At 71.3% G+C, this 24,359-nt stretch carries 23 protein-coding genes; 14 read left to right on the forward strand and 9 right to left on the reverse strand.

What is annotated here, in order from left to right:
• The first annotated feature begins 12 nt into the window (after positions 1–12).
• The 5 genes from LK06_RS18785 to LK06_RS18805 all read left to right on the forward strand — a co-directional run bounded on the left by LK06_RS18785 (position 13) and on the right by LK06_RS18805 (position 4,247).
• On the forward strand, positions 13–1,221 hold the full coding sequence (locus tag LK06_RS18785) for an amidohydrolase family protein (protein ID WP_043406433.1): 1,209 nt from the start codon (positions 13–15) through the stop codon (positions 1,219–1,221).
• Entirely contained in the window at positions 1,221–2,354 is a 1,134-nt protein-coding gene (locus LK06_RS18790; RefSeq protein WP_039650803.1) for an acyl-CoA dehydrogenase family protein, read from the forward strand. The genes LK06_RS18785 and LK06_RS18790 overlap by 1 nt, the downstream gene beginning before the upstream one ends.
• A 2-nt stretch (positions 2,355–2,356) precedes the next feature.
• Positions 2,357–3,232, forward strand: coding sequence for an acyl-CoA dehydrogenase family protein (locus LK06_RS18795; RefSeq protein WP_043433078.1), 876 nt, complete (start codon positions 2,357–2,359; stop codon positions 3,230–3,232).
• A 397-nt stretch (positions 3,233–3,629) separates the two neighbouring features.
• A complete protein-coding gene (locus tag LK06_RS33270; protein ID WP_159025312.1) occupies positions 3,630–3,767 on the forward strand; it encodes a hypothetical protein in 138 nt (45 codons plus the stop codon).
• Positions 3,768–3,785: 18 nt separating this feature from the next.
• Positions 3,786–4,247, forward strand: coding sequence for an ATP-binding protein (locus tag LK06_RS18805; RefSeq protein WP_039650807.1), 462 nt, complete (start codon positions 3,786–3,788; stop codon positions 4,245–4,247).
• 412 nt (positions 4,248–4,659) lie between these two features.
• Here LK06_RS18805 and LK06_RS18810 read toward each other — a convergent pair whose 3' ends face one another.
• Positions 4,660–5,586, reverse strand: a complete 927-nt coding sequence (locus LK06_RS18810; protein WP_039650809.1) for a cyclase family protein — start codon at positions 5,584–5,586, stop codon at positions 4,660–4,662.
• Between the two features lie 86 nt (positions 5,587–5,672).
• Between LK06_RS18810 and LK06_RS18815 the strand changes: the two genes are divergently transcribed.
• The 3 genes from LK06_RS18815 (at position 5,673) to LK06_RS18825 (ending at position 8,900) form a co-directional block, all read left to right on the forward strand.
• Positions 5,673–6,590 carry an SDR family NAD(P)-dependent oxidoreductase gene (locus LK06_RS18815; protein WP_043433077.1) on the forward strand — a complete coding sequence of 306 codons (918 nt, stop codon included), beginning with the start codon at positions 5,673–5,675 and terminating at the stop codon, positions 6,588–6,590.
• A 112-nt stretch (positions 6,591–6,702) separates the two neighbouring features.
• A complete protein-coding gene (locus LK06_RS18820; protein WP_043433076.1) occupies positions 6,703–7,851 on the forward strand; it encodes an acyl-CoA dehydrogenase family protein in 1,149 nt (382 codons plus the stop codon).
• Positions 7,851–8,900, forward strand: coding sequence for a Zn-dependent alcohol dehydrogenase (locus LK06_RS18825; RefSeq protein ID WP_039650815.1), 1,050 nt, complete (start codon positions 7,851–7,853; stop codon positions 8,898–8,900). Before LK06_RS18820 ends, LK06_RS18825 begins: the two co-directional genes overlap by 1 nt.
• A gap of 29 nt (positions 8,901–8,929) precedes the next feature.
• Here LK06_RS18825 and LK06_RS18830 read toward each other — a convergent pair whose 3' ends face one another.
• Positions 8,930–9,946, reverse strand: a complete 1,017-nt coding sequence (locus LK06_RS18830) for a GlxA family transcriptional regulator (protein WP_174673896.1) — start codon at positions 9,944–9,946, stop codon at positions 8,930–8,932.
• A 71-nt stretch (positions 9,947–10,017) separates the two neighbouring features.
• Here LK06_RS18830 and LK06_RS18835 point away from each other — a divergent pair, with 71 nt between their 5' ends.
• Positions 10,018–11,334 (forward strand): MFS transporter, encoded by a 1,317-nt coding sequence (locus tag LK06_RS18835; RefSeq protein ID WP_043433101.1) that lies wholly within the window; start codon positions 10,018–10,020, stop codon positions 11,332–11,334.
• 352 nt (positions 11,335–11,686) lie between these two features.
• Here the strand turns inward: LK06_RS18835 and LK06_RS18840 are convergent, their stop codons facing one another.
• Positions 11,687–12,295, reverse strand: a complete 609-nt coding sequence (locus LK06_RS18840) for a flavin reductase family protein (RefSeq protein ID WP_039650829.1) — start codon at positions 12,293–12,295, stop codon at positions 11,687–11,689.
• An 81-nt stretch (positions 12,296–12,376) separates the two neighbouring features.
• Here LK06_RS18840 and LK06_RS33275 point away from each other — a divergent pair, with 81 nt between their 5' ends.
• Positions 12,377–13,390 (forward strand): hypothetical protein, encoded by a 1,014-nt coding sequence (locus LK06_RS33275; RefSeq protein ID WP_052318885.1) that lies wholly within the window; start codon positions 12,377–12,379, stop codon positions 13,388–13,390.
• Here the strand turns inward: LK06_RS33275 and LK06_RS18850 are convergent.
• The 4 genes from LK06_RS18850 to LK06_RS18865 all read right to left on the reverse strand — a co-directional run bounded on the left by LK06_RS18850 (position 13,311) and on the right by LK06_RS18865 (position 19,466).
• Entirely contained in the window at positions 13,311–14,099 is a 789-nt protein-coding gene (locus tag LK06_RS18850; protein WP_039650831.1) for an enoyl-CoA hydratase/isomerase family protein, read from the reverse strand. The genes LK06_RS33275 and LK06_RS18850 overlap by 80 nt on opposite strands.
• Positions 14,100–14,282: 183 nt before the next feature.
• Positions 14,283–16,520, reverse strand: a complete 2,238-nt coding sequence (locus LK06_RS18855) for an acetate--CoA ligase family protein (protein ID WP_039650832.1) — start codon at positions 16,518–16,520, stop codon at positions 14,283–14,285.
• 154 nt (positions 16,521–16,674) lie between these two features.
• Positions 16,675–17,853, reverse strand: coding sequence for a flavin-containing monooxygenase (locus LK06_RS18860; RefSeq protein WP_039650835.1), 1,179 nt, complete (start codon positions 17,851–17,853; stop codon positions 16,675–16,677).
• A 149-nt stretch (positions 17,854–18,002) separates the two neighbouring features.
• A complete protein-coding gene (locus tag LK06_RS18865; protein WP_039650837.1) occupies positions 18,003–19,466 on the reverse strand; it encodes a hypothetical protein in 1,464 nt (487 codons plus the stop codon).
• A 174-nt stretch (positions 19,467–19,640) separates the two neighbouring features.
• On the opposite strand from LK06_RS18865, the gene LK06_RS18870 reads away from it, so the two are divergent.
• Positions 19,641–20,090 carry a DoxX family membrane protein gene (locus tag LK06_RS18870; RefSeq protein ID WP_039650839.1) on the forward strand — a complete coding sequence of 150 codons (450 nt, stop codon included), beginning with the start codon at positions 19,641–19,643 and terminating at the stop codon, positions 20,088–20,090.
• A gap of 70 nt (positions 20,091–20,160) precedes the next feature.
• Positions 20,161–20,556 (forward strand): Zn-ribbon domain-containing OB-fold protein, encoded by a 396-nt coding sequence (locus LK06_RS18875; RefSeq protein WP_039650939.1) that lies wholly within the window; start codon positions 20,161–20,163, stop codon positions 20,554–20,556.
• A 58-nt stretch (positions 20,557–20,614) separates the two neighbouring features.
• On the opposite strand, the gene LK06_RS18880 is transcribed toward LK06_RS18875, so the two are convergent.
• On the reverse strand, positions 20,615–21,283 hold the full coding sequence (locus tag LK06_RS18880) for a pyridoxine/pyridoxamine 5'-phosphate oxidase (RefSeq protein WP_039650841.1): 669 nt from the start codon (positions 21,281–21,283) through the stop codon (positions 20,615–20,617).
• Between the two features lie 65 nt (positions 21,284–21,348).
• A complete protein-coding gene (locus LK06_RS18885) occupies positions 21,349–22,521 on the reverse strand; it encodes a thiolase C-terminal domain-containing protein (RefSeq protein WP_039650843.1) in 1,173 nt (390 codons plus the stop codon).
• A gap of 120 nt (positions 22,522–22,641) precedes the next feature.
• Between LK06_RS18885 and LK06_RS18890 the strand changes: the two genes are divergently transcribed.
• Together LK06_RS18890 and LK06_RS18895 are read left to right on the forward strand one after the other, a co-directional pair.
• Positions 22,642–23,826 carry an acyl-CoA dehydrogenase family protein gene (locus LK06_RS18890; RefSeq protein ID WP_086083396.1) on the forward strand — a complete coding sequence of 395 codons (1,185 nt, stop codon included), beginning with the start codon at positions 22,642–22,644 and terminating at the stop codon, positions 23,824–23,826.
• Positions 23,826–24,326 carry a nitroreductase family deazaflavin-dependent oxidoreductase gene (locus LK06_RS18895; protein WP_039650846.1) on the forward strand — a complete coding sequence of 167 codons (501 nt, stop codon included), beginning with the start codon at positions 23,826–23,828 and terminating at the stop codon, positions 24,324–24,326. The genes LK06_RS18890 and LK06_RS18895 overlap by 1 nt, the downstream gene beginning before the upstream one ends.
• The last annotated feature ends 33 nt before the right edge of the window (positions 24,327–24,359 follow it).

Below are 24,359 nucleotides of genomic sequence, written 5' to 3' on the forward strand. Positions count from 1 at the left end.
CGGAGGGGACCCATGGCGACCGAACTGCCGCGCATCATCAGCGTCGACGACCACGTGATCGAGCCCGCCCACCTCTTCGAGACCTGGCTGCCGGCCAGGTACCGGGACCGCGGACCCAAGCCGCTGACCGCCGGGATCGGGGATCTCGCCTACGTCGGCGGGAAGTACCGGATCACCATGGACCCGCAGGGGCAGCCCACCGACTGGTGGATCTACGAGGACCTGAAGTTCCCGTACAAGCGGAACATCGCTGCCGTCGGGTTCGACCGGGACGAGATGACCCTCGAAGGGATCACCCGGGACCAGATGCGGCGCGGGTGCTGGGATCCCAAGGCGCGCCTGGCGGACATGGACCTCAACCACGTCGAGGCCAGCCTCTGCTTCCCGACCTTTCCCCGCTTCTGTGGACAGACCTTCGCCGAGGCCCATGACAAGGAGGTCGCCCTCGCCTGCGTCCGCGCCTACAACGACTGGATGGTGGAGGAGTGGTGCGGGGACAGTGGGGGGCGGCTCATACCGCTGTGCCTGATCCCCCTGTGGGACGTGGATCTGGCCGTCGCCGAGATCCGGCGCAACGCCCGGCGGGGGGTACGGGCCGTCACCTTCTCCGAGATTCCCACCCATCTCGGCCTGCCCTCCATCCACTCCGGCTACTGGGACCCCTTCTTCGCCGTGTGCCAGGAGACCGGCACCGTCGTCAACATGCACATCGGGTCCTCGTCGCAGATGCCGGCCGCCTCGCCGGACGCGCCGCCCGCCGTCCAGGCCTCGCTCAGTTTCAACAACGCGATGGCCTCGATGATGGACTATCTGTTCAGCGGGGTGCTGGTGAAGTTCCCGGCCCTCAAACTCGCCTACTCCGAAGGGCAGATGGGCTGGATACCGTACGCCCTGGAGCGCGCCGACGACGTGTGGGAGGAACACCGTGCCTGGGGCGGGGTCAGGGACTTGATCCCCGACCCCCCTTCGACGTACTACTACCGGCAGATCTTCTGCTGCTTCTTCCGCGACAAGCACGGGGTCGCCTCGATCGACGTCGTCGGGCGTGACAACGCCACCTTCGAGACCGACTACCCCCACGTCGACTCGACATTCCCGCACACCAGGGAGGTCGCCCTGGACCACGTGAAGGGTCTGGATGACGAGACGATCCACAAGCTGATGCGGGGCAACGCCATCCGCATGCTCGACCTCGACCTCGACCCCGGCCTGGGCGACTGATGGACCTGAGCTGCACGCCCGAGGAGGAGGAGTTCCGGGCCCGGCTGCGCGAGTGGCTGACCAAGGTCCTGCCCACTCTCCCGGCGGCGCCCCCACCTGACGATTGGCCCGGCCGCCGCGCCTACGACCTCGGCTGGCAACGGATGCTGTACGACGCCGGCTACGCCGACGTCCACTGGGGCGCCTCCCCGACCACCCGACTGATCTTCCTGGAGGAGACCGAGAGGGCCGGTGCGCCCTACGTCGGGGCCAACTTCGTCGGGTTGCTGCACGCGGGGCCGACCATCGCCGCCGAGGGGACGGTCGGGCAGCAGGCCCGCTGGCTGCCGCCCATCCTGCGCGGGGAGGAGGTGTGGTGCCAGGGTTTCAGTGAACCGGGCGCGGGCTCCGACCTCGCCGCGCTGCGCACCCGCGCGCACCGTGACGGCGACGACTACGTGGTCAGCGGGTCCAAGCTCTGGACCTCGCACGCGGAAGTCGCCGACTGGTGCGAGCTGCTCGTCCGCACCGACCCGGACGCACCCAGGCACCAGGGCATCACCTGGCTCGCCATGCCGATGGATGCCGACGGCATCACGGTACGGCCGCTGCGCACGCTCGCCGGGTCGGCGGAGTTCGCCGAGGTGTTCCTCGACGAGGTGCGGGTGCCGGCCGTGAACCGGGTGGGGGAGGAGAACGACGGCTGGCGGGTGACCATGGTGACCCTCTCCTTCGAACGGGGTACGGCCTTCGTCGGGGAGGTCGTCGCCTGCCGCCGTACCCTCACGGAACTGACCCGCACGGCAAGAGAAAACGGCCGCTGGGACGACCCGGTGCTGCGCCGGCGGGTCGGGCGGCTGGACGCGGAGTTCAGAGCGCTGTGGCGGCTGATCCAGTGGAACGTGAGCGAGGCGGAGACGACCGGCGGGGTGCCGGGCGCCCGCGGGTCCGTTTTCAAGCTCCGCTATGCGCACGCCCGGCAGGAGCTGTACGACACCGCCGCCGAGGTGCTCGGCCCCGACTGCCTCGATCTGGACCGTCCTTGGGTCCTGGACCGGCTGTCCGCCCTGTCCTACACCATCGCTGCCGGGACCTCGCAGATCCAGCGGAACATCGTGGCCGAGCGCATCCTCGGCCTGCCCAAAGGGAGGTGAGCGTGCGCTTCCAACTCACCGACGACCAAGAGGCGTTGCGCACCGGTGTGCGGGAACTGCTGGACCGGTGCTTCGGGCCGGAGGTGCTGCGCACGGCCGTCGGCGCGCCGGGCCGGCTCGACCGGACGCTGTGGCGGACGCTCGGGGACGCGGGATTCTTCGCGTTGCGGCTGCCCGAGGCGGACGGCGGGGTCGGACGGGGCCTGGCCGAGGCGGTACTGGCCTTCGAGGAGGCCGGCCGTGCGCTGCTGCCGGGACCGCTCGTGGCCACACACCTGGCGGCCGGAGACGTGCCTGGCGCCGCCACCGGGGAGGCGGTCGTGACGGCCGTGGACGGGGGGGTGGTGGAATGGCTGGGCGCGGCGGATGTCGTGCGTGGGGACGCCTCCGGTGCCGTGCCCCTGCATTCGGTGGACCCGCTCACCCCGCTTCACCGTGTCCCCGGCCCCGTGGCTTTCGGTCCGGCGGGGGGCGTGGCCGTCCTGCTCACCGCCGCCGAGCAGCTCGGTACGGCTGCTCGGGTGTGCGAGCTGGCCGTGCAACACGCCCGGACCCGCGAGCAGTTCGGGCGGCCGATCGGCGCCTTCCAAGCGGTCAAGCACCTGTGTGCGGATCTGCTGGTGCGGGTCGAGGTCGCGCGGGTCGCCGTCTACGCCGCCGCCGTGACCGCTGACCCCGCAGACATCGCCACCGCACGGCTGCTCGCCGATGAGGCCGCCGTGCGCGGGGCCCGCGACTGCCTTCAGGTGCACGGCGGCATGGGCTTCACCTGGGAGGCGGATGTGCATCTGCACCTGAAACGGGCCTGGGTCCGGGCCCATCGCGGCGGTGGGGGCACGCAGAGTGAGGAATTCCTCGCCGAGCGACTGGTGGCGTGACCGGCCGGCCGCAGCGTGGGCTGCTTCGTCGGGCAAGCCGTGGCCCACGATGTCGCGGATCGTGGCGTTCGGTGATCACGGAGCGTCGATACCGGGTTGTGTCCTGCGCGGGGCCCGTCACGGCCTGGAGTCGGGCATCCGCTCCGGTACCTTGTGTGGGATGCGAAGGGCTGCGAGCGGGAGCCGTGCCGGTGGTGCCCCTGGGGTGGCGCCGGGCAATGCGGTGCGCGCCGCTGTTCGCAGGGCGGTTCGGGCCTCTTCCCCCGCCTGTTCGACTCCCCGGCACGAGCGTCGCACAGTATGCCGCACGCGTACTCCTTCGCGCTGGAATATGCCCGAAGCGCTTGTTGGGGTGACTGTACGTCAACCATGCTGTCTCGTAAGGGAATCACGTTCCGTGACCCTTGCTCTGGCCGTTGTTCTGGCCATGCAGAAAATGGCTACGATCGTGGCCTTCGTCGTGATGACCGTCGCGGCTTTCGCCGTGGTGTTCGGGTGGCGTCGGGTCATGTGTCCGCCGGTTCGGATGGTGTGAGCGGTGCAGGTGCTTCAAGTGCAGCTGGAGATCAGACCCGACCCCGCAGAGGTGGGGCGGGCCAGAAGGTGGGCCCGGTCGAGGCTCGCCGGGTCGGGTATAGGGGTCGACGAGCCGTTGGCCGAAACCCTGATCTTGCTCGTCTCCGAGCTGGTGACCAATGCGGTGGTGCACACCGGCCGCCCCGCCGTGCTACGGCTCTGTCTGCCGGGTTCGGCAGCCGTGTCGGCGGTGCGGGTGGAGGTGGCCGACACCAGCTCGCGTGCGCCCGTGCCGCGGTGCGCCGGCGGTGACGCCACCGGCGGTCGGGGCCTGGCCCTCGTGGACTGCCTGGCTGATCGCTGGGGCTGGAGCCCCGAGGGTGCCGGGAAGAGCATCTGGTGCGAACTGGACCGCTGTTCGCAGTCCCGTGAGGGCGCAGCAATGGCGTACGGGGGCGGGCTGTCCGCGTACGAGGGCCTCACCTTCGAAGTGGTGTAAGGGGCGACGCCGGGGTGCGCCGGGGATGCTTCCGTGCGCGGGATCTGGAAAAGGGATGTAAGTCGCAAATCGCCGTTCCGGCATTGACGGCCCCGGTGCGTCTGATCACGCTGGTGGGCGTCGATTCGCCGTGAGGGGACGGCGAGGGCTTGGGTGACGGCGGTCCTCGTCGGGTGTGGGTCGCACCGGTGGGCGGCGCGTGCGCGCGACGGTGGGGGGATGCGCGCCGCCGGCCGGTTTGGGGGGGCTGCATCGCGGTGGTGCCGCGGGCCCCTCGCCGCGGTCCGTGGCGACGGTCCCGCCCCGGCCTTCCGCGGTCCTCCTGGGCCCCTGTGGCCTTTCCGTGGTCTCCTCCGCATCCTCCTGGCCGCTTCGCGGGGGCAGCCTGAGGCAGGCCCTTCCTCCGGGGGCGTCACAGTATGGCGACCGGTGCCACCGGAGTGCCTGTGGCGCCGGCGAACGGTTCCGGCATCGCCGAGAGGAGGAACGTGTACCTCCGCATTTCTCCACAGGCTGTGGACAACTCTTCGAGATTCCAGTTCTGGCCCTGCAGCATCCCCATCTCCACCAGATCGAGGGCGTGCACGGGCAGCCACAGATCATCCCTCTCGGGGGGAAATATCTCAAAAGTGAGCGTGTCGTTCGCGACTGCCGCCACATCACGCGTGTGGAACCACTCCGGACAGCGCACCGAGAGACCCGGCGACGGATAGCCGTACCCGTGCGTGTCCCCGGTCAGGTACCGCTGCACCTGGCCGGTGCGTACCAGTACGACGTCCCCGGACCGGACCCGGGTCCTGCCGAACTCCTCCGCCGCCTCCAGGTCGTCCGGTGTGACCGCATGACCGCCCGCCAGTCGGTCCACCCCGCGTGTGCGTGCCACGTCCAGCAGGACCCCGCGCGAGACGATGTGCCGCACCTTGTCGATGCCGCCGAACCCGGCCCCTCCGTGCGCGGTGATCAGGTGTGCCGGACGGCCGTTGTAGAGCCTTCCGGAGTGCGAGACGTGGGCGAGCGCGTCCCAGTGGGTGCCGGCCTGTAGCCCCATGGTCACGACGTCGTCGCTGCACGCCACCGTGCCCGGACCGAACAGCTCCTGGTTGACCTGCACCATGGCGTGCAGCGGATTGATCCGCCCCGGGATCACTCCGGTCTGCACCCCGTCCTGTCTGAGCGGGAGCGCGAGCGGGATGCGGTGGCCGGCGCGGATCTCGCCAGCCGCCCCCCGCACCACCTCGTCGGTGATCAGGTTCAAGGTGCCGATCTCGTCGTCGGCACCCCAGCGGCCCCAGTTGTTCACGCGCTCGGCGATCTCGTGGAACTCCTCCGGCAGTGCCATCCGGTGCCTCCCCGGGGCTTGTGTCCGCGCGTCCGGCGCGCCATAAAATCTAACGGTCCGTCAGAAACTGTGGGAAGGGGCCGGGCATGGGGAACTTCTTGGCAGGCAAGGTGGTCGCCGTGACCGGCGCTGGACGCGGCATCGGACGCGCGGTGGCGCTGGCCGCGGCGGCCGAGGGCGCGCAGGTCGTCGTCAACGACTACGGGGTCGCCACCGACGGCACCTCACCCACCAGCGAGGTCGCCGAGGCGGTCGTCAAGGAGATCGCGGCGGCCGGCGGTGAGGCCGTCGCCGTCGCCGATGACATCGCCACGATGGCGGGCGGTCGACGGGTCGTCGACACGGCCCTGTCGTCGTACGGTCGCCTCGACGGAGTCGTGTGCGTCGCCGGGATCCTCCGTGAACGCATGCTGTTCAACATGACCGAGGAGGAGTGGGACCCCGTCGTCGCCACCCACCTCAAGGGCACCTTCACCGTCTTCCGGGCGGCGTCCGCGGTGATGCGCGAGCAGCGGTCGGGGACGTTGATCGGCTTCACCAGCGGCAACCACCAGGGCTCGGTGTCCCAGGCCAACTACAGTGCGGCGAAGGGCGGCGTCATCTCGCTCGTGCGCAGTGCGGCCCTGGGCCTGCACAAGTACGGGGTCACCGCCAACGCCGTGGCCCCGGTGGCGCGTACGCGGATGTCGGCGAACGTGCCGATGGAACTGGCCGAGATCGGGGAACCGGAGGACGTCGCCGCACTCGTGGCGTACCTGCTCTCCGACCACGCCCGTCAGCAGGAGATCACCGGGCAGGTGTACACGATCGCCGGCCCCAAGATCGCGGTATGGGCCCAACCGAGGGAACTGCGGGCGGCGTACGCCGAGGGACCGGGCTGGACCCCGGAGCGGATCGCACGGTTCCTGCCGGGGACGGTGGGGGTGGACCCGATGCCGATGCTGTCGCACCTGGTGGCGATGGAGGACGCGGCGCGGGACGGGAGCCGGCCGAACGCCCGGTAATCCCCAGGCAGCGCGGACGGTCGGTCGCGAGCACGCGGCGGCGGTTCGCGCCGCCGACCGTACCGAAACCGGGCACGTATCCGAGACAGGGAACCAACACGAGGCGGGCACCGTGGATTTCGGCTTCACGCAAGATGACGAGGCGTTCCGTACCGAGGCCCGCACCTGGCTGGCCGCACACACCGGGCACGCCCAGGACCGCCGTACCTGGGAACGCACCCTCGGCAAGGCCGGCTGGATAGGCATCGGCTGGCCGGAGCCGGGCTACGGCAACCGCACCGCCACCCTCACCCAGCAGGTCGCCTGGGCCGAGGAGTACGCCCGTTCACCCGCGCCCGCCCGTTCCGGGCACATCGGCGAGAACCTCCTCGCTCCGACCCTCCTCGCCCATGGCACCGCGGAGCAGAAGGCCCGTTTCCTGCCCCCGATCGCGGCCGGAGAGGAACTGTGGTGCCAGGGCTACAGTGAACCGGGCGCCGGCTCCGACCTGGCCGGAATCCGCACGGCGGCGGTACGGGAGGGCCCGCATTACCGGATCACCGGTCAGAAGATCTGGACCTCCCTCGCACACGAGGCCGACTGGTGTTTCGTACTCGCCCGCACCGACCCGGGGTCCCGCCGTCACCGGGGCCTGAGCTTCCTGCTCGTCCCGATGGACCAGCCGGGCCGCATCGAGGTCCGTCCCATCCGCCAGATGACCGGTACGAGTGACTTCAACGAGGTCTTCTTCGACGGGGCATGTGCTCGTGCGGAACACACCGTCGGTGCGGCAGGAGACGGCTGGCGGGTGGCGATGAGTCTGCTCGGCTTCGAACGCGGGGTGTCCACGCTCGCCCAGCAGATCGGATTCGCCGAGGAACTGGCGGACGTCGTCCGCACCGCCGTACGGACCGGTGCCGCCGATGACCCGGTCATCCGCGACCGTCTCGTCCGCCAGTGGGCCGAACTGCGCACCATGCGTTGGAACGCCCTGCGCACCCTCGGCGGCACGGGTGACCCCGGCGCGCCCAGCGTCGCCAAGCTGCTGTGGGCGAACTGGCACCAGCGGCTGGGTGAGCTGGCCGTGCGGGTCCGCGGGGCCGCCGCCTCCGCCGGTCCCGCGGACTGGTCGCCGTCGGCGCCGTACGAACTCGACGCGGCCCAGCACCTGTTCCTCTTCTCCCGGGCCGACACCATCTACGGCGGCTCGGACCAAATCCAGCGCTCGATCATCGCCGAGCGGGTGCTCGGTCTGCCCAGAGAGCCCAAGGGGGCCGTGTGATGCGTGGTGTGGTGTTCGACGGACAACAGGTCCGGGTGGTGGACGACCTGACGGTGCGGGACCCGGGGCCCGGGGAGGTACTGGTCGCGGTCTCGGCGGCCGGGCTGTGCCACAGCGACCTGTCGGTGGTCGACGGCACCATTCCGTTCCCGCTGCCGGTGGTGCTGGGCCACGAGGGCGCGGGGGTGGTGGAGGCGGTCGGCGCGGGCGTCACCCATGTGTCCCCCGGCGACCACGTGGCCCTGTCCACGCTCGCCAACTGCGGCACGTGCGCGGAATGCGACCGGGGCCGGCCCACGATGTGCCGGCAGGCGATCGGGCGCCCGGGCAAGCCGTTTCGGCGGGGCGCGGAGCCGGTGCACCAGTTCGCCGCCAACTCGGCCTTCGCCGAACGTACGGTCGTCAAGGCCGTGCAGGCGGTGCGGATCCCGCAGGACGTCCCGCTCCGGTCCGCCGCACTGATCGGTTGCGGGGTCCTCACCGGTGTGGGAGCGGTGCTGAACCGGGCCCGGGTGGACCGCGGGGACAGCGTGGTCGTCATCGGAGCGGGCGGCATCGGGCTGAACGTGCTGCAGGGCGCGCGGCTCGCCGGGGCCCTGCGGATCGTCGCCGTGGACGCCAATCCGGCGAAGGAGGTGGTGGCCCGGCAGTTCGGCGCGACGGACTTCCTGCCGTCCGTCGAAGGGGTCAGGGAACTGCTGCCCACCGGGGCCGACCACGTCTTCGAGTGCGTCGGCCGGGTGGATCTGGTCCGCGCCGCGATCGACCTCCTGGACCGACACGGCCAGGCGGTCCTCCTGGGGGTTCCCCCGGCCACGGCCGAGGCGTCCTTCCTGGTCTCCTCCCTCTACCTGGACAAAGCGGTCCTGGGCTGCCGCTACGGCTCCTCCCGCCCCCAGCGGGACATCGCCCTGTACGCCGAGCTGTACCGCCAGGGACGGTTGCTGCTGGACGAGTTGATCACCGCGGTCCATCCGGTGGAGGACTTCGACAAGGCCCGGGCGGACGCTGAGGCGGGGCGGGTGGCGCGGGCGGTCCTCACCTTCTGACACCGCACCGCCCCTTGGGAGCCGAGCGTTCAGCGGCCGTTCTCGGAGGCATCCTGGGCGGCGCCGGTCCGGAACGTCCGCCGGTACGCAGTCGGCGTGACCCCGAGCGCCTGCTGGAGGTGCTGCCGCATCGACTGGGCCGTACCGAAGCCCGCCTCCCCGGCCACCTGGTCCATCGGCAGATCGGTGGACTCCAGGAGGTGCCGGGCACGCTCAACGCGCTGCCGGGTCAGCCACTGGACCGGGCTGACGCCGACCTCCTCGCGGAAGCGGCGGGTGAAGGTGCGCACCGACATGGCCTCCTGTTCTGCCATGTCCCGCAGTTGGATCGCTTCGTGCAGACGGTCCAGCGCCCAGGCGCGGGCGGCGCCCGTCGTGGCCAGTCGTGGGTCCGGGACCGGGCGGTGGATGAACTGGGCCTGACCGCCGTCCCGGTGGGGCGGTACGACCGTGACCCGGGCGGTCTCATTGGCGACGGCCATGCCGAAGTCCCGGCGGACCATGTGCAGGCACAGGTCGATACCGGCGGCCACCCCGGCCGAGGTCAGCACGTCCCCGTCGTCGATGAACAACACGTCCGCGTCCACCGTGACCCGGGGAAACATCTGCTGGAAGCGTTCCGCTACCGCCCAGTGCGTGGTCGCCCGGCGGCCGTCGAGGAGACCGGCGGCGGCGAGGACGTAGCTGCCCGTGCAGATGGAGGCGATCCGGGTTCCGGGGCGGATACGGGCCAGGGCGGCGGCCAGCTCGGCGGTCAGCCGGCCTTCCTCGAAGACCGGGCCGAGTTCGTGCGATGCCGGGACGATCACCGTGTCGGCGTCGGCCAATGCTTCCGGGCCGTGCGGGACCCGCACGGCGAAGTCGGCGTCCGTCTCGACCTGGCCGGGTGGCCGCACCGAGCAGGTCACCACCTCGTACAGGTGCCTCCCCCCGGTGTCCTTCGAGCGGCCGAAGATGCGGTGCGGGATGCCCAGTTCGAAGGGCAGCAGCCCGTCGAGGGCGAGGACGACGACCCGGTGCGGACGGGGACCCTCGATGACATCCATGGCCTGATCGTAGCGAATGCTGTCCCTCGGGCCACTCGATGGACCGGGACGCGGACCGGACGCTGGAGGACGTGACTCAGACAAGCCCAGCCGCAGCCCCCGTCCAGGCCCCGCCCGGCCGGCACCGCCGTGTACACCGTGCCTGGTTCGTCGCCGCCGTCACCTTCGTCACCATCACCGGTGCGGCAGCCTTCCGCTCCCTGCCCGGCCTGCTCATCGACCCGTTGCACGAGGAGTTCGGCTGGTCGCACGGCACGATCGGCGCGGCCGTCTCCATCAACCTGGCGCTGTACGGCCTCACCGCGCCGTTCGCGGCGGCGCTCATGGACCGCTTCAGGATCCGCCGCGTGGTCGCCGCCGCACTGACCGTGATCGCGCTCGGCTCCGGACTGACCGTGTGGATGACGGCGGCCTGGCAGTTGTGGCTGTGCTGGGGCCTGCTGGTCGGCCTCGGTTCGGGCTCCATGGCGCTGGCCTTCGCGGCGACGGTCACCCATCGCTGGTTCACCGAGCGCCGTGGCCTGGTGACCGGCATCCTCACCGCGGCCTCCGCCTCCGGACAGTTGGTCTTCCTGCCCCTGCTGTCCTGGATCGTCGCGCACCACGACTGGCGTCCCGCTGCGGCCACGGTCGCCCTCACCGCCCTCGCCGTGGTGCCGTTCGTCCTGATCCTGCTCCGCGACCATCCCGCCGACGTGGGGCAGAAGCCCTACGGCGCCACCGAGTTCGTGCCGAAGCCGCCCCCGGTCACCGGTGCCGCCCGACGCACCCTCACGGTCCTCTCCGCCGCCGCGCGCACACGCCCCTTCTGGCTGCTCGCCGGCACCTTCGCGATCTGCGGTGCCACCACCAACGGCCTGGTACAGACACACTTTGTGCCGGCCGAGCACGACCATGGCATGCCCGTCACGACGGCGGCCTCGCTGCTCGCGGTCGTCGGGGTGTTCGACGTGGCCGGTACGATCGCCTCCGGCTGGTTCACCGACCGGTTCGCACCACGCCGGCTGCTCGCCGTGTACTACGCCCTGCGCGGCGTCTCACTGATGTTCCTGCCGCTGCTGCTGGCCCCCCAGGTCCATCCCCCGATGCTGTTCTTCATCGTGTTCTACGGCCTCGACTGGGTGGCCACTGTCCCGCCGACCCTGGCCCTGTGCCGCGAGCACTACGGCGCGGACAGTGCCATCGTCTTCGGATGGGTGCTCGCCTCCCACCAGATCGGTGCGGCTCTCGTGGCCTACCTCGGCGGCTTCGTCCGCGACACCGCCGGCTCCTACGACCCGGTCTGGTACGCCTGCGGCACGCTGTGCGCGGCGGCGGCCCTGATGGCGCTGGTGATCCGGCGCCGGCCGACGGCAACGCCCAGGCCCCTGGCGCCGAGCACCCCCTGAGCGCTGACCGGAGCTGTTCTGGGCGGCTCCGCCTCACCGAGACGGTCTGCCCCTCGGCAGGTGCTCCACCGTGACCCACGGAGTGCCTGGAGCTCACCGCGCCGTGCGCTTCGGACGACCGCAACGGTCGACCAGCCACTGTCGCCGGTCGGCCAGCCACCGTCGACCGGCGATGTCGGCCGTCGGCCGTCGTCGTTGCAGCTTGCAGCTTGCAGCTTGCAGCTTGCAGCTTGCAGCTTGCAGCTTGTCGCCTGTCGCTTGTCGCCTGTCGCCTGTCGCCTGTCGACCGGCGATCGGCCGGTGTGTGGCGCCCCGGGGGAGAAGCGGCGGTTCCTCGTCCGCCCGTCCCGGTTCAGCCCACGTCGAGCCCGGCGAAGCGCCCCTGGTGGAAGAGCAGCGGCTCATCCGTCCCGCCGGCACCGAGGGCGTCCACCCGTCCCACGACGATGAGGTGATCGCCCCCGGTGTGCACGGCGTGGACGGTGCAGTCGATCCAAGCCACCGCCCCGGTCAGGAGCGGCGCCCCGGAGACGGGGGCCGCCTCGTACGCCACTCCCGCGAACTTGTCCGCGCCGCTTACCGCGAAGGAACGGCACAGCTCGCTCTGGCCGGCGCCGAGCACGTTGACGCAGAAGACGCCAGCGCGGGCGATGCGCGGCCACGTGGTGGAGGCACGACCCACCATGAAGCAGACGAGGGGCGGGTCGAGGGAAAGCGAGGAGAAGGACTGGCAGGCGAACCCGGCGGGGCCCGCTTCGCCCTCCGCGGCCGGTGCGGTGATCACTGTCACCCCGCTCGCGAAGTTACCCAGGACCCGGCGGAATTCGCCCTGTTCCACCGGCGCCCGCTCGTTCTCCCGGACACACCGCAACTCCGGCCGCGGCAGCGGCTGTGCGGGCCCCGGTCGCGGAACCGGTCTGAGATGACGAACGGCGGCGGCGGCCGCGCCTGCGTGTCCCATCACCCTTCCATTCAAGCTGACGGTAGGTCAGTTGGGAACCCTGAAGGCAGGAGCAGCGCGCGTGCCTCATAGAGTCGGGCCATGGGGGAAGAGATCCGGGAGAAGGCCGGGAACGCGTGGTCGACCCGGGCGGCCGGCGATCTGAACGCGGGGGCCGCGGTGAACGCGGCCCAGCTTCCGGCCGTCGGTCTGCTGTGCTGGATCGAGAGCTTCAGCCGTGACGCCTACGGTGTGGGGATCGGTGGTGCTCCCGCCATCCTCGGAATGCTCTGCATGCTGGTCTTCGCGCCCCTGGTACTCCCGGCGCTCGGCATGGTGCAGGCCTGCACGCTGACCCTGCCCTCGGTGCTGCTCGCGCGCCGCCTCCCAGGTCCCGGCTGGATCCGGCACCTGGTCGCCCCGGTGGCCCCGGCCGTCGTCTGGGGCGTGCTGACAGCACCGTTGTGGCCGCTCACCACCTCGGTCCCGGTCCTGACGGCCCTCGGTGTCCTCCCCACCCTCGGCGTCGGCTACGCCCGCCGCCGCGCCTGGAGGTGGTGGGGCGTCTGGTGGCGTTCGGCGCTCGGCTCGATGGCGCTCTTCGCCGCGGCCTTCGGAGGCGGGATTCTCGCCGCCGAGAGCGGCTTGATCAAGCAGTATGAGCCACCGAAGCTCAGCACCGCCCAGCTGGTCGGGGAGTGGCGTGGGGCGAGCGGGGAGCTGCTTCGACTGCGTCCGGACGGCCGTGCCGAGGCGGTCCGGTTGCCGGCCCAGCCGCCCGGCCACGACTGGCTGACCAAGGAGTTCGTCCTCTGTGACGGATCCGGCAGCTGGCAGCGCGACCGTGACCGCGACCGGTACGGAACGGAGACGTGCGAGACGGATACTCCTCAAGCTGGACCACCGCTGCGGCGAGGACACCCACTGGTCGATCAGCGGCACCGAGCACGCCCCCGAACTGTTCGTGCTCTTCGGCGACGCGGACGCGGGCACCCTGCGGAAACTCAAGCGGAGACCCTGATCGGTCCCGCCGGGCTCACCGCCCACGGAACCGCGGGGTCCGGCGTTCTGCGAACGCGCGCAGCCCTTCCCGGGCGTCCTGCGTCGTCATGTTGATCTCCTGCGCGGCTGCCTCCGCGGCGAAGGCGGTCGCGCGGTCGGTGCCAAGGGAGTCGTTCAGCAGCTGTTTGGTGAGGGCGAGGGCCCGGGTGGGGCCGGTGGCCAGCCGCTGCGCCCATGCGCGGGCGGTCTTCGGCAAGTCGTCGTCCGGCACGACCCGGTTGACCAGCCCGATCCTCTCGGCCTCCGCAGCCGGGACGGCGTCCGCCAGGAACATCAGCTCCTTGGCCCGATGCGGGCCGATCAGCCGGGGCAGCAGATAGGCGCCGCCCGCGTCCGGTACCAGGCCGCGCCGTGCGAAGACCTCGATGAAGCGGGCGGACTCGGCCGCCAGCACGAGGTCGCAGGCGAGGGCCAGGTGCGCGCCCAGCCCGGCCGCCGTGCCGTTCACGGCGGCCAGCACCGGCTTCTCGCAGTCCAGCACGGCTGCGATCAGGCGTTGGGCGCCGTGCCGGAGGACGCGGGCGACGTCGCCCGCTATCCGTTCGCCGCCCCCTGCGCCGCCGCCCCGCAGGTCCGCGCCCGCACAGAAGCCGCGTCCGGTGCCGGTGAGGACGACCGCTCGCACGTCCGGGTCCCCGGACGCCTGCGTGAGCAACTCGATGAGCTGGTCCCGCATGGCGGGGGTGAGGGCGTTGAGGGAGTCGGGGCGGGCCAGGGTGATGGAGGAGACGTGGTCGTGGGTCGCCTGGTCGACGCCGGTCATCGGGGCTCTCCTTCGTGGATACCCCCGGCTTCGGCCGGGGGAGGAAACGAAGCTCCTGCGGTGCAGGGCGGTGCAGGGCGGTGCAGAGCGGTGCAGGCCGGTTCGCCGTCGGTGCGGACCGGAGTCTGCCCCCCAACTGCCCGCACTCCTTGACCAGCCCCTCCCTTCAGGAGGGGACGGAAGTCAACGGCAGACCACCAGCGCGTCCAGCGCCACTGCCCCGTGCCCGTTCGGCAGGACCATCAGCGGGTTGATGTCCAGCTCTGCCACGCGGTCACCGAGCTCCAGGGCCATGCGCTGCACCCGCAGGATGACCTCCACCAACGCATCCCGGTCGGCGGGCGGGCGGCCCCGGACCCCGTCGAGCAGTGCCCGGCCGCGCAGTTCGGCGAGCATGGCCCGGGCCTGTTCCTCACCGAACGGCGGGACCCGGACCGCCGCATCGTGCAGCACCTCCACCAGAACTCCGCCGAGACCCACGGTCACGGTCGGCCCGAACAGGTCGTCGTGCGTGACCCCGACGACCATCTCCACGCCCTGTTCGACCATCTGGCACACCAGGACGCCGTCCAGTGAGACGCCTTCGTAGCGGGCGATGTCGGTCAGCTCGCGGTAGGCGTCCCGGACCTGGCTCGCCGAGGTCAGTCCGATCTTCACCAGACCCAGTTCGGTCTTGTGGGCCAGTTGTGGCGCGGAGGCCTTCATCACCACCGGGTAGCCGACCTGCGCGGCCGCCCGGACGGCCGCCGCCGCGCTGGTCACCAGTTGCTCGCGCGGCACCCGGATGCCGTAGGCGCGCAGCAGTTGCTTGGCAGCGTGTTCGCTCAGCTGCCGGCCCGGGCGCAACAGGGCCTCGATCTTGCGGACGGAGGGCGAGGGAGTGCGGGGGGCCGCGTCGAAGGGGGAGTGGTAGTCGCGCGCGAACCGGTGGTAGTCGAGCCAGGCGCGGACGGCGGTCAGGCAGTTGCCGACGGTCCGGAAGGTGGCCACGCGGGAGGAGCCGAGCAGGACCTCCCGGTAGGCGGGCTCGGTGCCGACCGGCGAGCCCCACACCACGCACACCAGCTTGTCGGTCTCCTCGGCGGCAGCGGTCAGGTCCTGGACGAGTCGGTCACTCAAGGGCGGAAAGGGGCCCGTGATCGGACAGATCAGCACCCCGACCGCCGGATCGGAGAGGAGTGCGTCGATGATCTTCCGGCCGCGGTGGTCGCCCACCGGGTGGCCGCCGCTGTCCACCGGATTGGCCACGTTCAGATACTCCGGTATCCACTGGTGCAGTTCGGCCTGTTTGGTCGCGGACAGCCGGGGGAGCCGTAGGCCGGCCGCGGCGGCGAGGTCGGCGACATGGGCGCCCGTGCCGCCGGAGATGGAGCAGACGGCGACCCCGTCCGCCCGCGGGGTTCCGGCCCGCGCCAGCAGGGCGGCCGTGTCCTGGAGTTCGTCCAGCCCTTCGACGCGGATGACGCCGTACTGGCGCATGGCCGCGTCCACCACGTCGTCGGCCCCCGTGAGCTTGCCGGTGTGCGAGGCGGCCGTACGGGCTCCGGCTTCGGTGCGGCCTACCTTCACGGCGACCACGGGCACCCGGCGGCGGGCCGCGTGGTCGGCGGCCAACAGGAAGGCGCGGCCGTCCTTCAGCCCCTCCACATAGCAGGCGATGGCGCCCACCTCGGCCTGCTCAGCGAAGTAGGAGATGAAGTCGGCGGTCTCCAGGTCGGCCTCGTTCCCGGTGGGCGCCCAGTGCGACAGCCGGATTCCCAGCTCCTGCAGGGCGAAGACGGGCCGCCCCTGGTGCCCGGACTGGGTGATCAGTGCTATGGCCGGTCCCGTCAGGTCGTCCCGGAACCGCTCGAAGGCGTTGAGATTGGTGTTGGGTCCGAGCAATCGCAGCCCGGAGCGCTGCACGGCCTCCGCGAGGCGCTCCTGGGCCGCGGCGCCGGCTTCGCCGGTCTCCGCGAATCCGGAGGCGAAGGCGACCGCGAACTTCGTTTTGGCCTCGGCCAGTTCCTCTATCACCGGCAGCGGGTCGGCCACCAGGAGGACGGCCAGGTCGACTTGCTCGGGCAGGGCGGCGACGGAGCCGACGCACGGGACACCGAAGACGGACGTCCGGCGCGGGTGCACCGGGTGCACCCGCGCCCCCACCCGCTCGGCCCACGTCAGCAGCTGCCGGGTGATCCCGGTGTTGGGCCGTCCGTCGGTGTCCGAGGCGCCGATCACGGCGACGGACTCGGGCCGGAAGAAGCGGGTGAGGTCCGGTACGTCCGCGTGCAGTGGGCGCCCGCTGACGTCCAGGCCGGCCCCGTTTTCGAGATCGTCAGTCCGGCCGTGGACGGCGGGTCCGGACCGCTGTTCGCCGCAGGCGATGACCCGGGCCCGGCGGGAGTCGGTGGTGAGGGTGCCGTGGGTTGATCCAAGCATCGTTCCGCCCGCTCCTTGAGACAGCCACATTGACAGCCACGGACTGACAGCCGGGACTGGTGGCCACGGACTGACAGCAACAAAACTGACGCTATGTCAGGTTACTGAACTGACGCGCTGTCAGGAACCGGTCGAACGGCAAAGTTGCACAAGGCTACGACAGCCTCTTCGCCACCGCCTTGGCTATCTTCCGGGCGTCGAGGGCCATCTCCCGGAGCATTCCGCTGATCGGATTGGTGAACCCGGTGAAGTACAGGCCGGGTGCCTGTGCGGGGGTGTGGCCGCCGTGCACCACCGGTCTGCCGCGCTCGTCCAGCGCGCCGAGATGCCCGACCAACCCCTCCAACGCCCTCACGTAGCCGGTGGCGGCGATCACCCCGTCCGGCGAGATGTGGCTACCGTCGGCCAGGACCACCTTCCCGTCCTCGAACGCCTCTACGGCGGCCACGATCTCCACCTTCCCCTTGCGTACGGCGTCGATCAGGCCGACGTCCTGGACCGGGATGGCGCCCTGCCGCACCCTGCTGTACAGACCGGTGTCCGGACGGGGCAGCCCGTGGGCGGACAGGTCCGGGGTGCTGAGCCGTGCCATCGGCCCGGCCAGTCGGTCCACGAGTTTCACCGGTAGCCGCCGGCCCAGCACGCCCGAGTACTGGGCCGCCCAGCCGAGGGTCGACCGGCGCAGGATGTGCGGAGCCGTGCGGACCGCCAGTCGTACCCGCTTCGCTCCGCCTTCCGTCAGGTCGACGGCGATCTCGGCGCCGGTGTTGCCGCTGCCGACGACGAGCACGTCCTGGCCGGCGTACGGTGCGGCGTTGCGGTAGTCACTGGCGTGCCGGAACTCCCCGCCGTACCCGTCCCGTCCGGGCCAGTCGGGCACGCGGGGGGTGTGGTTGTAGCCGGTGGCGACGACGACCGCGCTGCCGGTCAGCTCCCGGCCGCCGGAGGCGTGCAGCAGCCAGCCCGTACCGTCCTTGGTCCGCTCGACGCGATGGACCTCCACACCGGTGACGATCTCCAGTTCGTGGTGTTCGGCGTAGTTCTCCAGATACCGCACCACGTTGTCCCGGGATACCCAGCGCCCGAACCGTCGGGGTATCGCGAGGCCCGGCAGGGCGGACAGCCGCCGGGTGGTGTGCAGGTGGAGCCGGTCGTAGTGGCGGCGCCAGGAGGCGCCCACGTGGTCGGCCTTCTCCAGGACCACGGCCCGTATGCCCCGGGCCCGCAGGGCGTATGCGGCGGCCAGGCCGCCCGGACCGGCGCCGATGACGTAGACCGGCCGGTCGGCGGGGGTTGCGGAGAGGTGCGCGGGGGTGGGACGGGAGACTGCCATGAGCGGGAGCGTAACCATCCATACGCTTGATGGGTCTCGGTCAAGACTGGAATTGGTTGCGGATTGATCACGACTGTGCGCGAAGCGCCCGGCTGCCCGGGCTCGGCGTGCGGCCCCGGCAGCCGTCCTGGGCGAGCGGTCCCCGGGTCTCAACTCCGGTAGCGGCGGACGGCGTACCAGGCCGATGCTGCGAGCGCGAGGGCGCCGGCCAGCCCGGCGCCCACGGTGAGGCCCCATCCGGGCCCGCCGCTGCGGCCGTCGGAGCCGGGTCCCTCGTCGGCTCGCGCACCGGGTACCTGCACCTTGATCGCCGCTGCGTTGTTCCCCTTGTCGGAGTCGCGTTCCGCATAGCCGCCCTTGAGGACGGCCCTCACGTAGCCGGTGCCCGTGGTCCTGCCGTCGATGCGGAACCTCAATACCTGAGTGTCGGACGCACCGGGTCCCAGGTTCTTGGTCCCGCAGACGTACCGGTCTTCCCCCGGCTTCCGCGGACTGCAGTTCCAGCTCGGAAGCTCGTCGCCGTCCGGGTCCACGGACGGAACGTCCGGCGGGATCAGGGTGACGCCCTTGGGCGGGACGATCTCGTAGCGGAGGTAGCGCGAGTCGACGCGCCCCTGGCCCTGGTTGCGTAGTCCCACTTCCAGCGGGATGACGTCACCGGGCTGTCCCCGCAGCCCCCCGGCCACGGCCCGTATGTCGACGTGCCGGTCGGTGTCGATGGGGATGGTGTGGTACTTGGGTGAGAAGCCCGTGGGGCCAGTCGGCGTCAAGCCGAGCTTGGGGCCCTTCCCGGGCACTTCGAACCGTCTGTTGGTCAGGGATGCGGGATCCTCGTCCTGTCCGGGCGCGAGGATGCGCATCTCCACCGTGCCCTTCGTCAGGTCCTTTCCGCCCTCCACGACGAACGGCGCGTCGAAGGCGTAGGCCTCGCCCGGCTCCACGGGGGTGTCGAAGACGCAGCGCGCGCTGGACTCACCGACCTCCTCGTAGCGGCAGTTGCTGTATCTGTGGTCGAGCTTCAGACGCGGACCACCCCCCATCCGCACCACGAATCCGCTCGCCGCCATGGGGCCGTGGTTGAGGACCCCGCCCCAGATCTTCACGGGCTTGCCGACCGGAGCGTCTGTGAAGGACAGCTTCCTTCCCCAGAACTCCGGCGTGCCTGCCGTCATCACCATCTCGGCCTCGGCCCGCTGCCCGTTCGGGCCGGTGGCGGAGAACCGTACGGTGCCGTGCGCCCCCGCCCGGGCCCGCTTGTCGGCACCCAGGACGACCAGGTCGTAGAGTTCGGAGCGCTGGTGGGACGAGGTGAGGTGGCAGGTGAAGACGTACCCCGCTCCCTTCGTGCAACTCCTTTTGGCACGCATGCGCACCGTGCCCTGCACCTCGGAGGCGTCCATGGTCAGTGTGACGCCGCGCACGGAGGATCCGCTCCCTGCGTCGACCGTCACCGACAGCCCGACGCTGGTCGGGTGGGACATCTGCGTGTAGTAGGTCGGTGGGGCCTCGATCGTCAGGCCTTTTCCGTCGGTCCGCGGCGCGCCGACCGCGCTCGGCGCCGACGTCCCCACCAGTACGGCGGCAGCCGCGACGCCTCGTGTCCATCGCTTCATCCCTCGATCATGCTCACTACAGGACACGGAAGGATCACGTCGCCACCCCAGCGCCGCACCAGTGCGGTGCGCGCGGTCCGTTCGCGCAGCCGACGTGCCGGCCGGCGGAGGAGACCGTGAGCCGTGCTGCCCCGCGGGCTCTACAAGTGAGGTGAACTGACGTACCGTCAGTTCATGGACTCGATATGGCTGGACGGTCCCGAGTGGCTGGCGGTGCTGCGTGTCGGGCTCGGCCTGTGGTGGTTGGAGAGCTGGCGGCACAAGGACAAGAAGGCGTGGTTCGGCGGGAGCGGCATCGCCTGGGCGGCGGACGTCGCGGCGAAACACCGGTGGGCCCCGGTCCGGGCGGGTTTCGATGCGGTGGTCGCACCGCGCCCGAAGCTCATGGCGTACGTCGTGGCCCACGCCGAACTGGCCCTCGGTCTTGGCCTGGTCCTCGGCTTCCTGACCCCGGTGGCCTTGCTCGGCGGCCTGCTCCTCAACGCGGTCTACTTCGTCCTCATGATCCACGACTGGGCGGAGCAGGGGCAGAACTCGATGATGGCGCTGATCTCCCTGGCCGGCTTCTTCGGCATGGCGTGGCAGACCTGGTCGCTGGACGCGTGGTTGGGGTGGTTCCGATGAGCGCGGTGGGAAGGGTGGCGAGCGCGGTGGGGTGGTGCGCGGTGGGGCGGTGCGCGGTGGGGTGGTCTTGATGGGGGCGGTCCGCTACGACGTCCCGGAGCCCGACGCCTTCACGCGGCCCTACTGGGAGGCGGCGGCGCAGGGTCGGCTGCTGATCCGCCGCTGCGGCCGATGCGGCCGGGCACACCACTACCCCCGGGAGTTCTGCCCCCACTGCTGGAGCGAGGACGTCGCCTGGGAGGAGACGAGCGGGCGGGCCACGCTCTACACCTGGTCCACGGTCCACCGCAACGACCTGCCTCCCTTCGGCGACCGCACTCCGTATACGGCGGCCGTGGTCGACCTCGCGGAGGGGCCGAGGATGATGACGGAGGTGGTGGAGTGCCCCGAGGGGGAGCTGACGGCCGCGATGCCGCTCAGGGTGACCTTCCGGGACGGAAGTCCGGTGTTCCGGCCGGACCCCTGAGCGCGATCACGACCGCGTGCCTCCTGAGCGGCGGCGCCCGGTCACGACCTGGACGAGTTCACGGCCACAGCAGCCGCCTGGTCCAGCCGGACTCGGTGCGCCGGTACTCCAGCCGTACGTGCTGCCTCTCGGCCTCCCCCTGGAAGAACTCCACGGTGTCCGGACGCAGCCGGTACAGGGTCCAGGTCGGGGAGGGCTCAGCCGGGTTCTCCCGGGCCCGCTGCCAGGCCACCTCCGACGCCCGCCGTAGCTCTTCCAGCGAGTTCAGCTCGTCGCTCTGCCGGCCGGTCAGTGCCGCCGCCAGGGCTCCCGTCGACCGCGCCTGTAGGTCCGCCTGGCTCTCCTGCGAAGGCGATGCCGTCACCGGCCCGCGCAGCCGCACCTGCCGCCCCAGCACCGGCCAGTAGAAGACCAGGGCCGCGTACGGCCGTGCGTCGAGGGCCCGCCCCTTTTGGCTGGTGGCGTGCGTGCCGAAGGACCAGCCCGCCGAGTCCGCTCCGTGCAGCATCACGATCCGTACGTCCGGGTTGCCCTCCTCGTCGGCCGTCGCCAGTGACATGGTGTGTGGCTCCGGCTGCCCCGCGGCAACCGCCTCGGCGAACCAGTGGGTGAACAGTGTCAGCGGTGCGGGGGGAGCCGTGTCCGGATCGAAGGGACGCAGCTGTGTCTTCTCGGGGTCCCATACCCGCAGCGACCGGAGCAGTTCGTGGAGATCCTGTTGTGCCATGGGGTGAGTATCACTTCTGGCGGTGGCGCGGTGGCGCGGGCGGTACGTGCCTGCCTGGCCGGGGCTCACTCCCGCCCCAGTACCACTGTCCCCGACGAGCAGAACCAGCCCCCGGTGCCGGACGCCACTCCCAGCCGGGGCAAGCTCCCGTCCCGCGCCCGCACTTGGCGGTCCTCCGCCTCGCCGCGCAGTTGCCGTACCGCCTCCACGAGCAGGAAGAGGCCGCGCATTCCCGGGTGTTGGGCCGACAGGCCGCCGCCGTCCGTGTTGACCGGCAGATCTCCGCCCCGCACCATCAGGCGTCCCTTCTCCACGAATGCCCCGCCCTCGCCCTTCGCGCAGAAGCCGAGGTCTTCCAGGGTCACCAGGGTCATGTAGGTGAAGGCGTCGTAGACCTCGGCGAAGTCGATCTCGGTCGGGCGGACACCGGCGCGCTCGAAGGCCAGGCGACCGCTCACCGCAGCCGGTGAGAGGGTGAAGTCCGGCCACTCGGACATGGCCGCGTGGGAGACGTGCTCGCCGGTGCCCAGGAGCCATACGGGCGACGTACGGCAGTCCCGGACGTACTCCTCGGCTGCCAGGAGGACGGCCGCACCGCCGTCGGAGCGGATGCAGCAGTGCAGCTTGGTGAAGGGGTCGGCGATCATCGGGCCGGACAGGACGTCGTCGACCGTGACCGGGGCGCGGAACATCGCCTCCGGGTTCAGGGCCGCGTTGGCCCGTGCCTGCACCGCGACCTGGGCCAGCTGTTCGACTGTCGTGCCGTGTTCGATCATGTGGCGGCGGGCCGCCATGGCGTACTTGGCGATGAGCGTGTGGCCGTAGGGGACCTCGAACTGGAGAGGGCCCCGAGCGCCGAAGGAGAGGTTTCCCGTTCTGCGACCGGCTTTGATGTCGGCCCTCGCCGTCGAGCCGTAGGCCAGCAGTACCGCGTTCGCGTGGCCCGCCGCGATCGCGTCCGCCGCGTGCGCCGCCATGACCTCCCAGGTCGCTCCGCCGACGGAGGTGGAGTCCACCCAGGTGGGGTGCAGGCCGAGGTACTCGGCGACTTCCACCGGCGCCAGTGTGCCCAGGCCTGCTGAGGCGAAGCCGTCCACCCGGGTGCGGTCCAGGCCGGCGTCCGCCAGTGCGCGGCGGGCGGCCTGGGCGTGCAGCGTGTACGCGGTGGCGTCGTCCACGCGGCCGCAGTCGGAGAGGGCCACGCCGACCACGGCGACTTTCCTGCTCCCTGACGTCATAAAGCTGACGGTACATCAGTTTGCTGCTCGCGGGGGAGGTGTCGTGCTGTCGCGGCTATGGGCAACCCGGTGGTCAAGGCCTAACATGACGGACCGTCAGATCCGCTGGAAGGATCAGCCATGGACACGCGCCTCACCGCCGAACAGGACGAGATCCGCCGCACCCTGAGAGGGCTGCTGCGCAAGCGCTGCGGCTCCCCGGAACTGCGGACCGCCCTCGACAGCCCGGCCGGGTACGACCCCCTCCTGTGGACCGCTCTGGCCGACCGGCTCGGCCTGCCGGGGCTCGCCCTCCCCGAGCGGTACGGCGGCGTCGGCTGCACGATCACCGACCTGGCTCTCGCCTGCGAGGAGACGGGCCGTTGCCTCGCCCCGTCCCCGCTGCTGGCCACCTCCGTCCTCACCGCCCCGTTGGTCCTCGACCTGGGAACGCAGACGCAGCGCGCCGAGTTGCTGCCCCGCCTGGCCGCGGGAACCCTCACCGCCACCCTCGCCGTTTCCGGGCCGTCCCTCGCCACGGCTCTGGCCCTGACCAGCGCGAATGCCGGGTACAGCGCGGGAGGCGGGCGGGCCGGTGGTGTGCAGGCCAGGCACCGTGCGGACGGCTGGCGGCTGTACGGGCAGGTCGACCAGGTGCTGGACGGGCACAGTGCGGGACTGCTGCTCGTCGCCGCGCACACCGGCGGGTTCGCGCGGTCCCGGACGCTGTTGTTCCTGGTGCAGGCAAACGCTGAGGGGCTGGTCCGGACCCGACAGACCGCCCTCGACGCCACCCGGCCACAGGGCCGGGTGCAACTGCGTGAGGTGCGCGCGGAGTTGCTTGGGGAGGAGCACACCGAGGTGCTGCCCGCGCTTGCCGCTCTCGGGGACCGTGTCGCCGCTGTGCTCGCCGCCGAGGCCGTCGGGGCGGCCGACCGGGTGTTGGAGCAGACCGTGGAGTACGTCGGGCGGCGCGAGCAGTTCGGGCGGCGCATCGGGTCCTTCCAGGCGGTGAAGCATCAGTTGGCGGACGTCTATGTGGCCGTCCAGGCGGCGCGGTCGGCCTCCTGTTACGCGGCCTGGGCGACAGCGCAGGGGGAACGGGTGGGCGGGCTCGCGCTCGCGCAAGCCCTGGAGGCGCTACGGTGCGCTGCCGCCGAAGGTGTCCAGCTGCACGGCGGCATCGGGTTCACCTGGGAGCATGACGTCCAGCTGTACTTCAAACGGGCGGCCGGGGACGAATTGTTGTTCGGGCCGGTGCACCGGCTGCGGGACCGGGCCGCCGAGACGGCCGGGCTGTTCGGGGGCGGGGAGGTGGCGGTCTGATGTCCGATGCCACCGTCCGGTTCTTCGTCCGGCTCGTCCACAAGGTGTCCTCCAGCCGGGTCTTCGCCAAGTCCGCCCCGCATGTCATCCCGGCCGTGGACCGGGGCGTGCACCGGCTCACCAGGGGCAGGGTGCTGCTTAGCGCCCGCCTGCTGCCCGGGGTGATCCTCACGTCCACCGGCGCCCGCAGCGGCCTGCCCCGCCGGGCTCCGCTGGCGTGCATGCCGGAGGACGACGGTGCGAGCTGGGTCCTCGTCGGCTCCAACTTCGGGCGGACCGGTCATCCGGCCTGGAGCCACAATCTGCTCGCCTACCCGGAAGCCTTCATCAGTTGGAAGGGCGAGGAGATCCCCGTTACGGCCCAGCTGCTGACGGGGGAGGAGCGGGCCGCCGTCTGGGGGGCGCTGCTGGTGTTCTGGCCGCCGTACGCCACCTACCAGGCGCGGGTGGAGCGTGAGATCCGGCTGTTCCGGCTCATCGGACGCGACGATGAGGGCTAGGAGGTCGCGCGGACAGGTGTGGGTTCACGACTC

The organism is Streptomyces pluripotens (assembly GCF_000802245.2).
Lineage (GTDB): Bacteria > Actinomycetota > Actinomycetes > Streptomycetales > Streptomycetaceae > Streptomyces > Streptomyces pluripotens.

Coding starts and splice junctions, on each gene's coding strand:
- LK06_RS18785 (WP_043406433.1), top strand. CDS start 13: ATGGCGACCGAACTGCCGCGCATCATCAGCGTCGACGACCACGTGATC.
- LK06_RS18790 (WP_039650803.1), top strand. CDS start 1,221: ATGGACCTGAGCTGCACGCCCGAGGAGGAGGAGTTCCGGGCCCGGCTG.
- LK06_RS18810 (WP_039650809.1), bottom strand. CDS start 5,586: ATGGCACTGCCGGAGGAGTTCCACGAGATCGCCGAGCGCGTGAACAAC.
- LK06_RS18815 (WP_043433077.1), top strand. CDS start 5,673: ATGGGGAACTTCTTGGCAGGCAAGGTGGTCGCCGTGACCGGCGCTGGA.
- LK06_RS18825 (WP_039650815.1), top strand. CDS start 7,851: ATGCGTGGTGTGGTGTTCGACGGACAACAGGTCCGGGTGGTGGACGAC.
- LK06_RS18830 (WP_174673896.1), bottom strand. CDS start 9,946: ATGGATGTCATCGAGGGTCCCCGTCCGCACCGGGTCGTCGTCCTCGCC.
- LK06_RS18840 (WP_039650829.1), bottom strand. CDS start 12,295: ATGGGACACGCAGGCGCGGCCGCCGCCGCCGTTCGTCATCTCAGACCG.
- LK06_RS33275 (WP_052318885.1), top strand. CDS start 12,377: ATGGGGGAAGAGATCCGGGAGAAGGCCGGGAACGCGTGGTCGACCCGG.
- LK06_RS18850 (WP_039650831.1), bottom strand. CDS start 14,099: ATGACCGGCGTCGACCAGGCGACCCACGACCACGTCTCCTCCATCACC.
- LK06_RS18855 (WP_039650832.1), bottom strand. CDS start 16,520: ATGCTTGGATCAACCCACGGCACCCTCACCACCGACTCCCGCCGGGCC.
- LK06_RS18860 (WP_039650835.1), bottom strand. CDS start 17,853: ATGGCAGTCTCCCGTCCCACCCCCGCGCACCTCTCCGCAACCCCCGCC.
- LK06_RS18865 (WP_039650837.1), bottom strand. CDS start 19,466: ATGAAGCGATGGACACGAGGCGTCGCGGCTGCCGCCGTACTGGTGGGG.
- LK06_RS18870 (WP_039650839.1), top strand. CDS start 19,641: ATGGACTCGATATGGCTGGACGGTCCCGAGTGGCTGGCGGTGCTGCGT.
- LK06_RS18875 (WP_039650939.1), top strand. CDS start 20,161: ATGGGGGCGGTCCGCTACGACGTCCCGGAGCCCGACGCCTTCACGCGG.
- LK06_RS18880 (WP_039650841.1), bottom strand. CDS start 21,283: ATGGCACAACAGGATCTCCACGAACTGCTCCGGTCGCTGCGGGTATGG.
- LK06_RS18885 (WP_039650843.1), bottom strand. CDS start 22,521: ATGACGTCAGGGAGCAGGAAAGTCGCCGTGGTCGGCGTGGCCCTCTCC.
- LK06_RS18890 (WP_086083396.1), top strand. CDS start 22,642: ATGGACACGCGCCTCACCGCCGAACAGGACGAGATCCGCCGCACCCTG.
- LK06_RS18895 (WP_039650846.1), top strand. CDS start 23,826: ATGTCCGATGCCACCGTCCGGTTCTTCGTCCGGCTCGTCCACAAGGTG.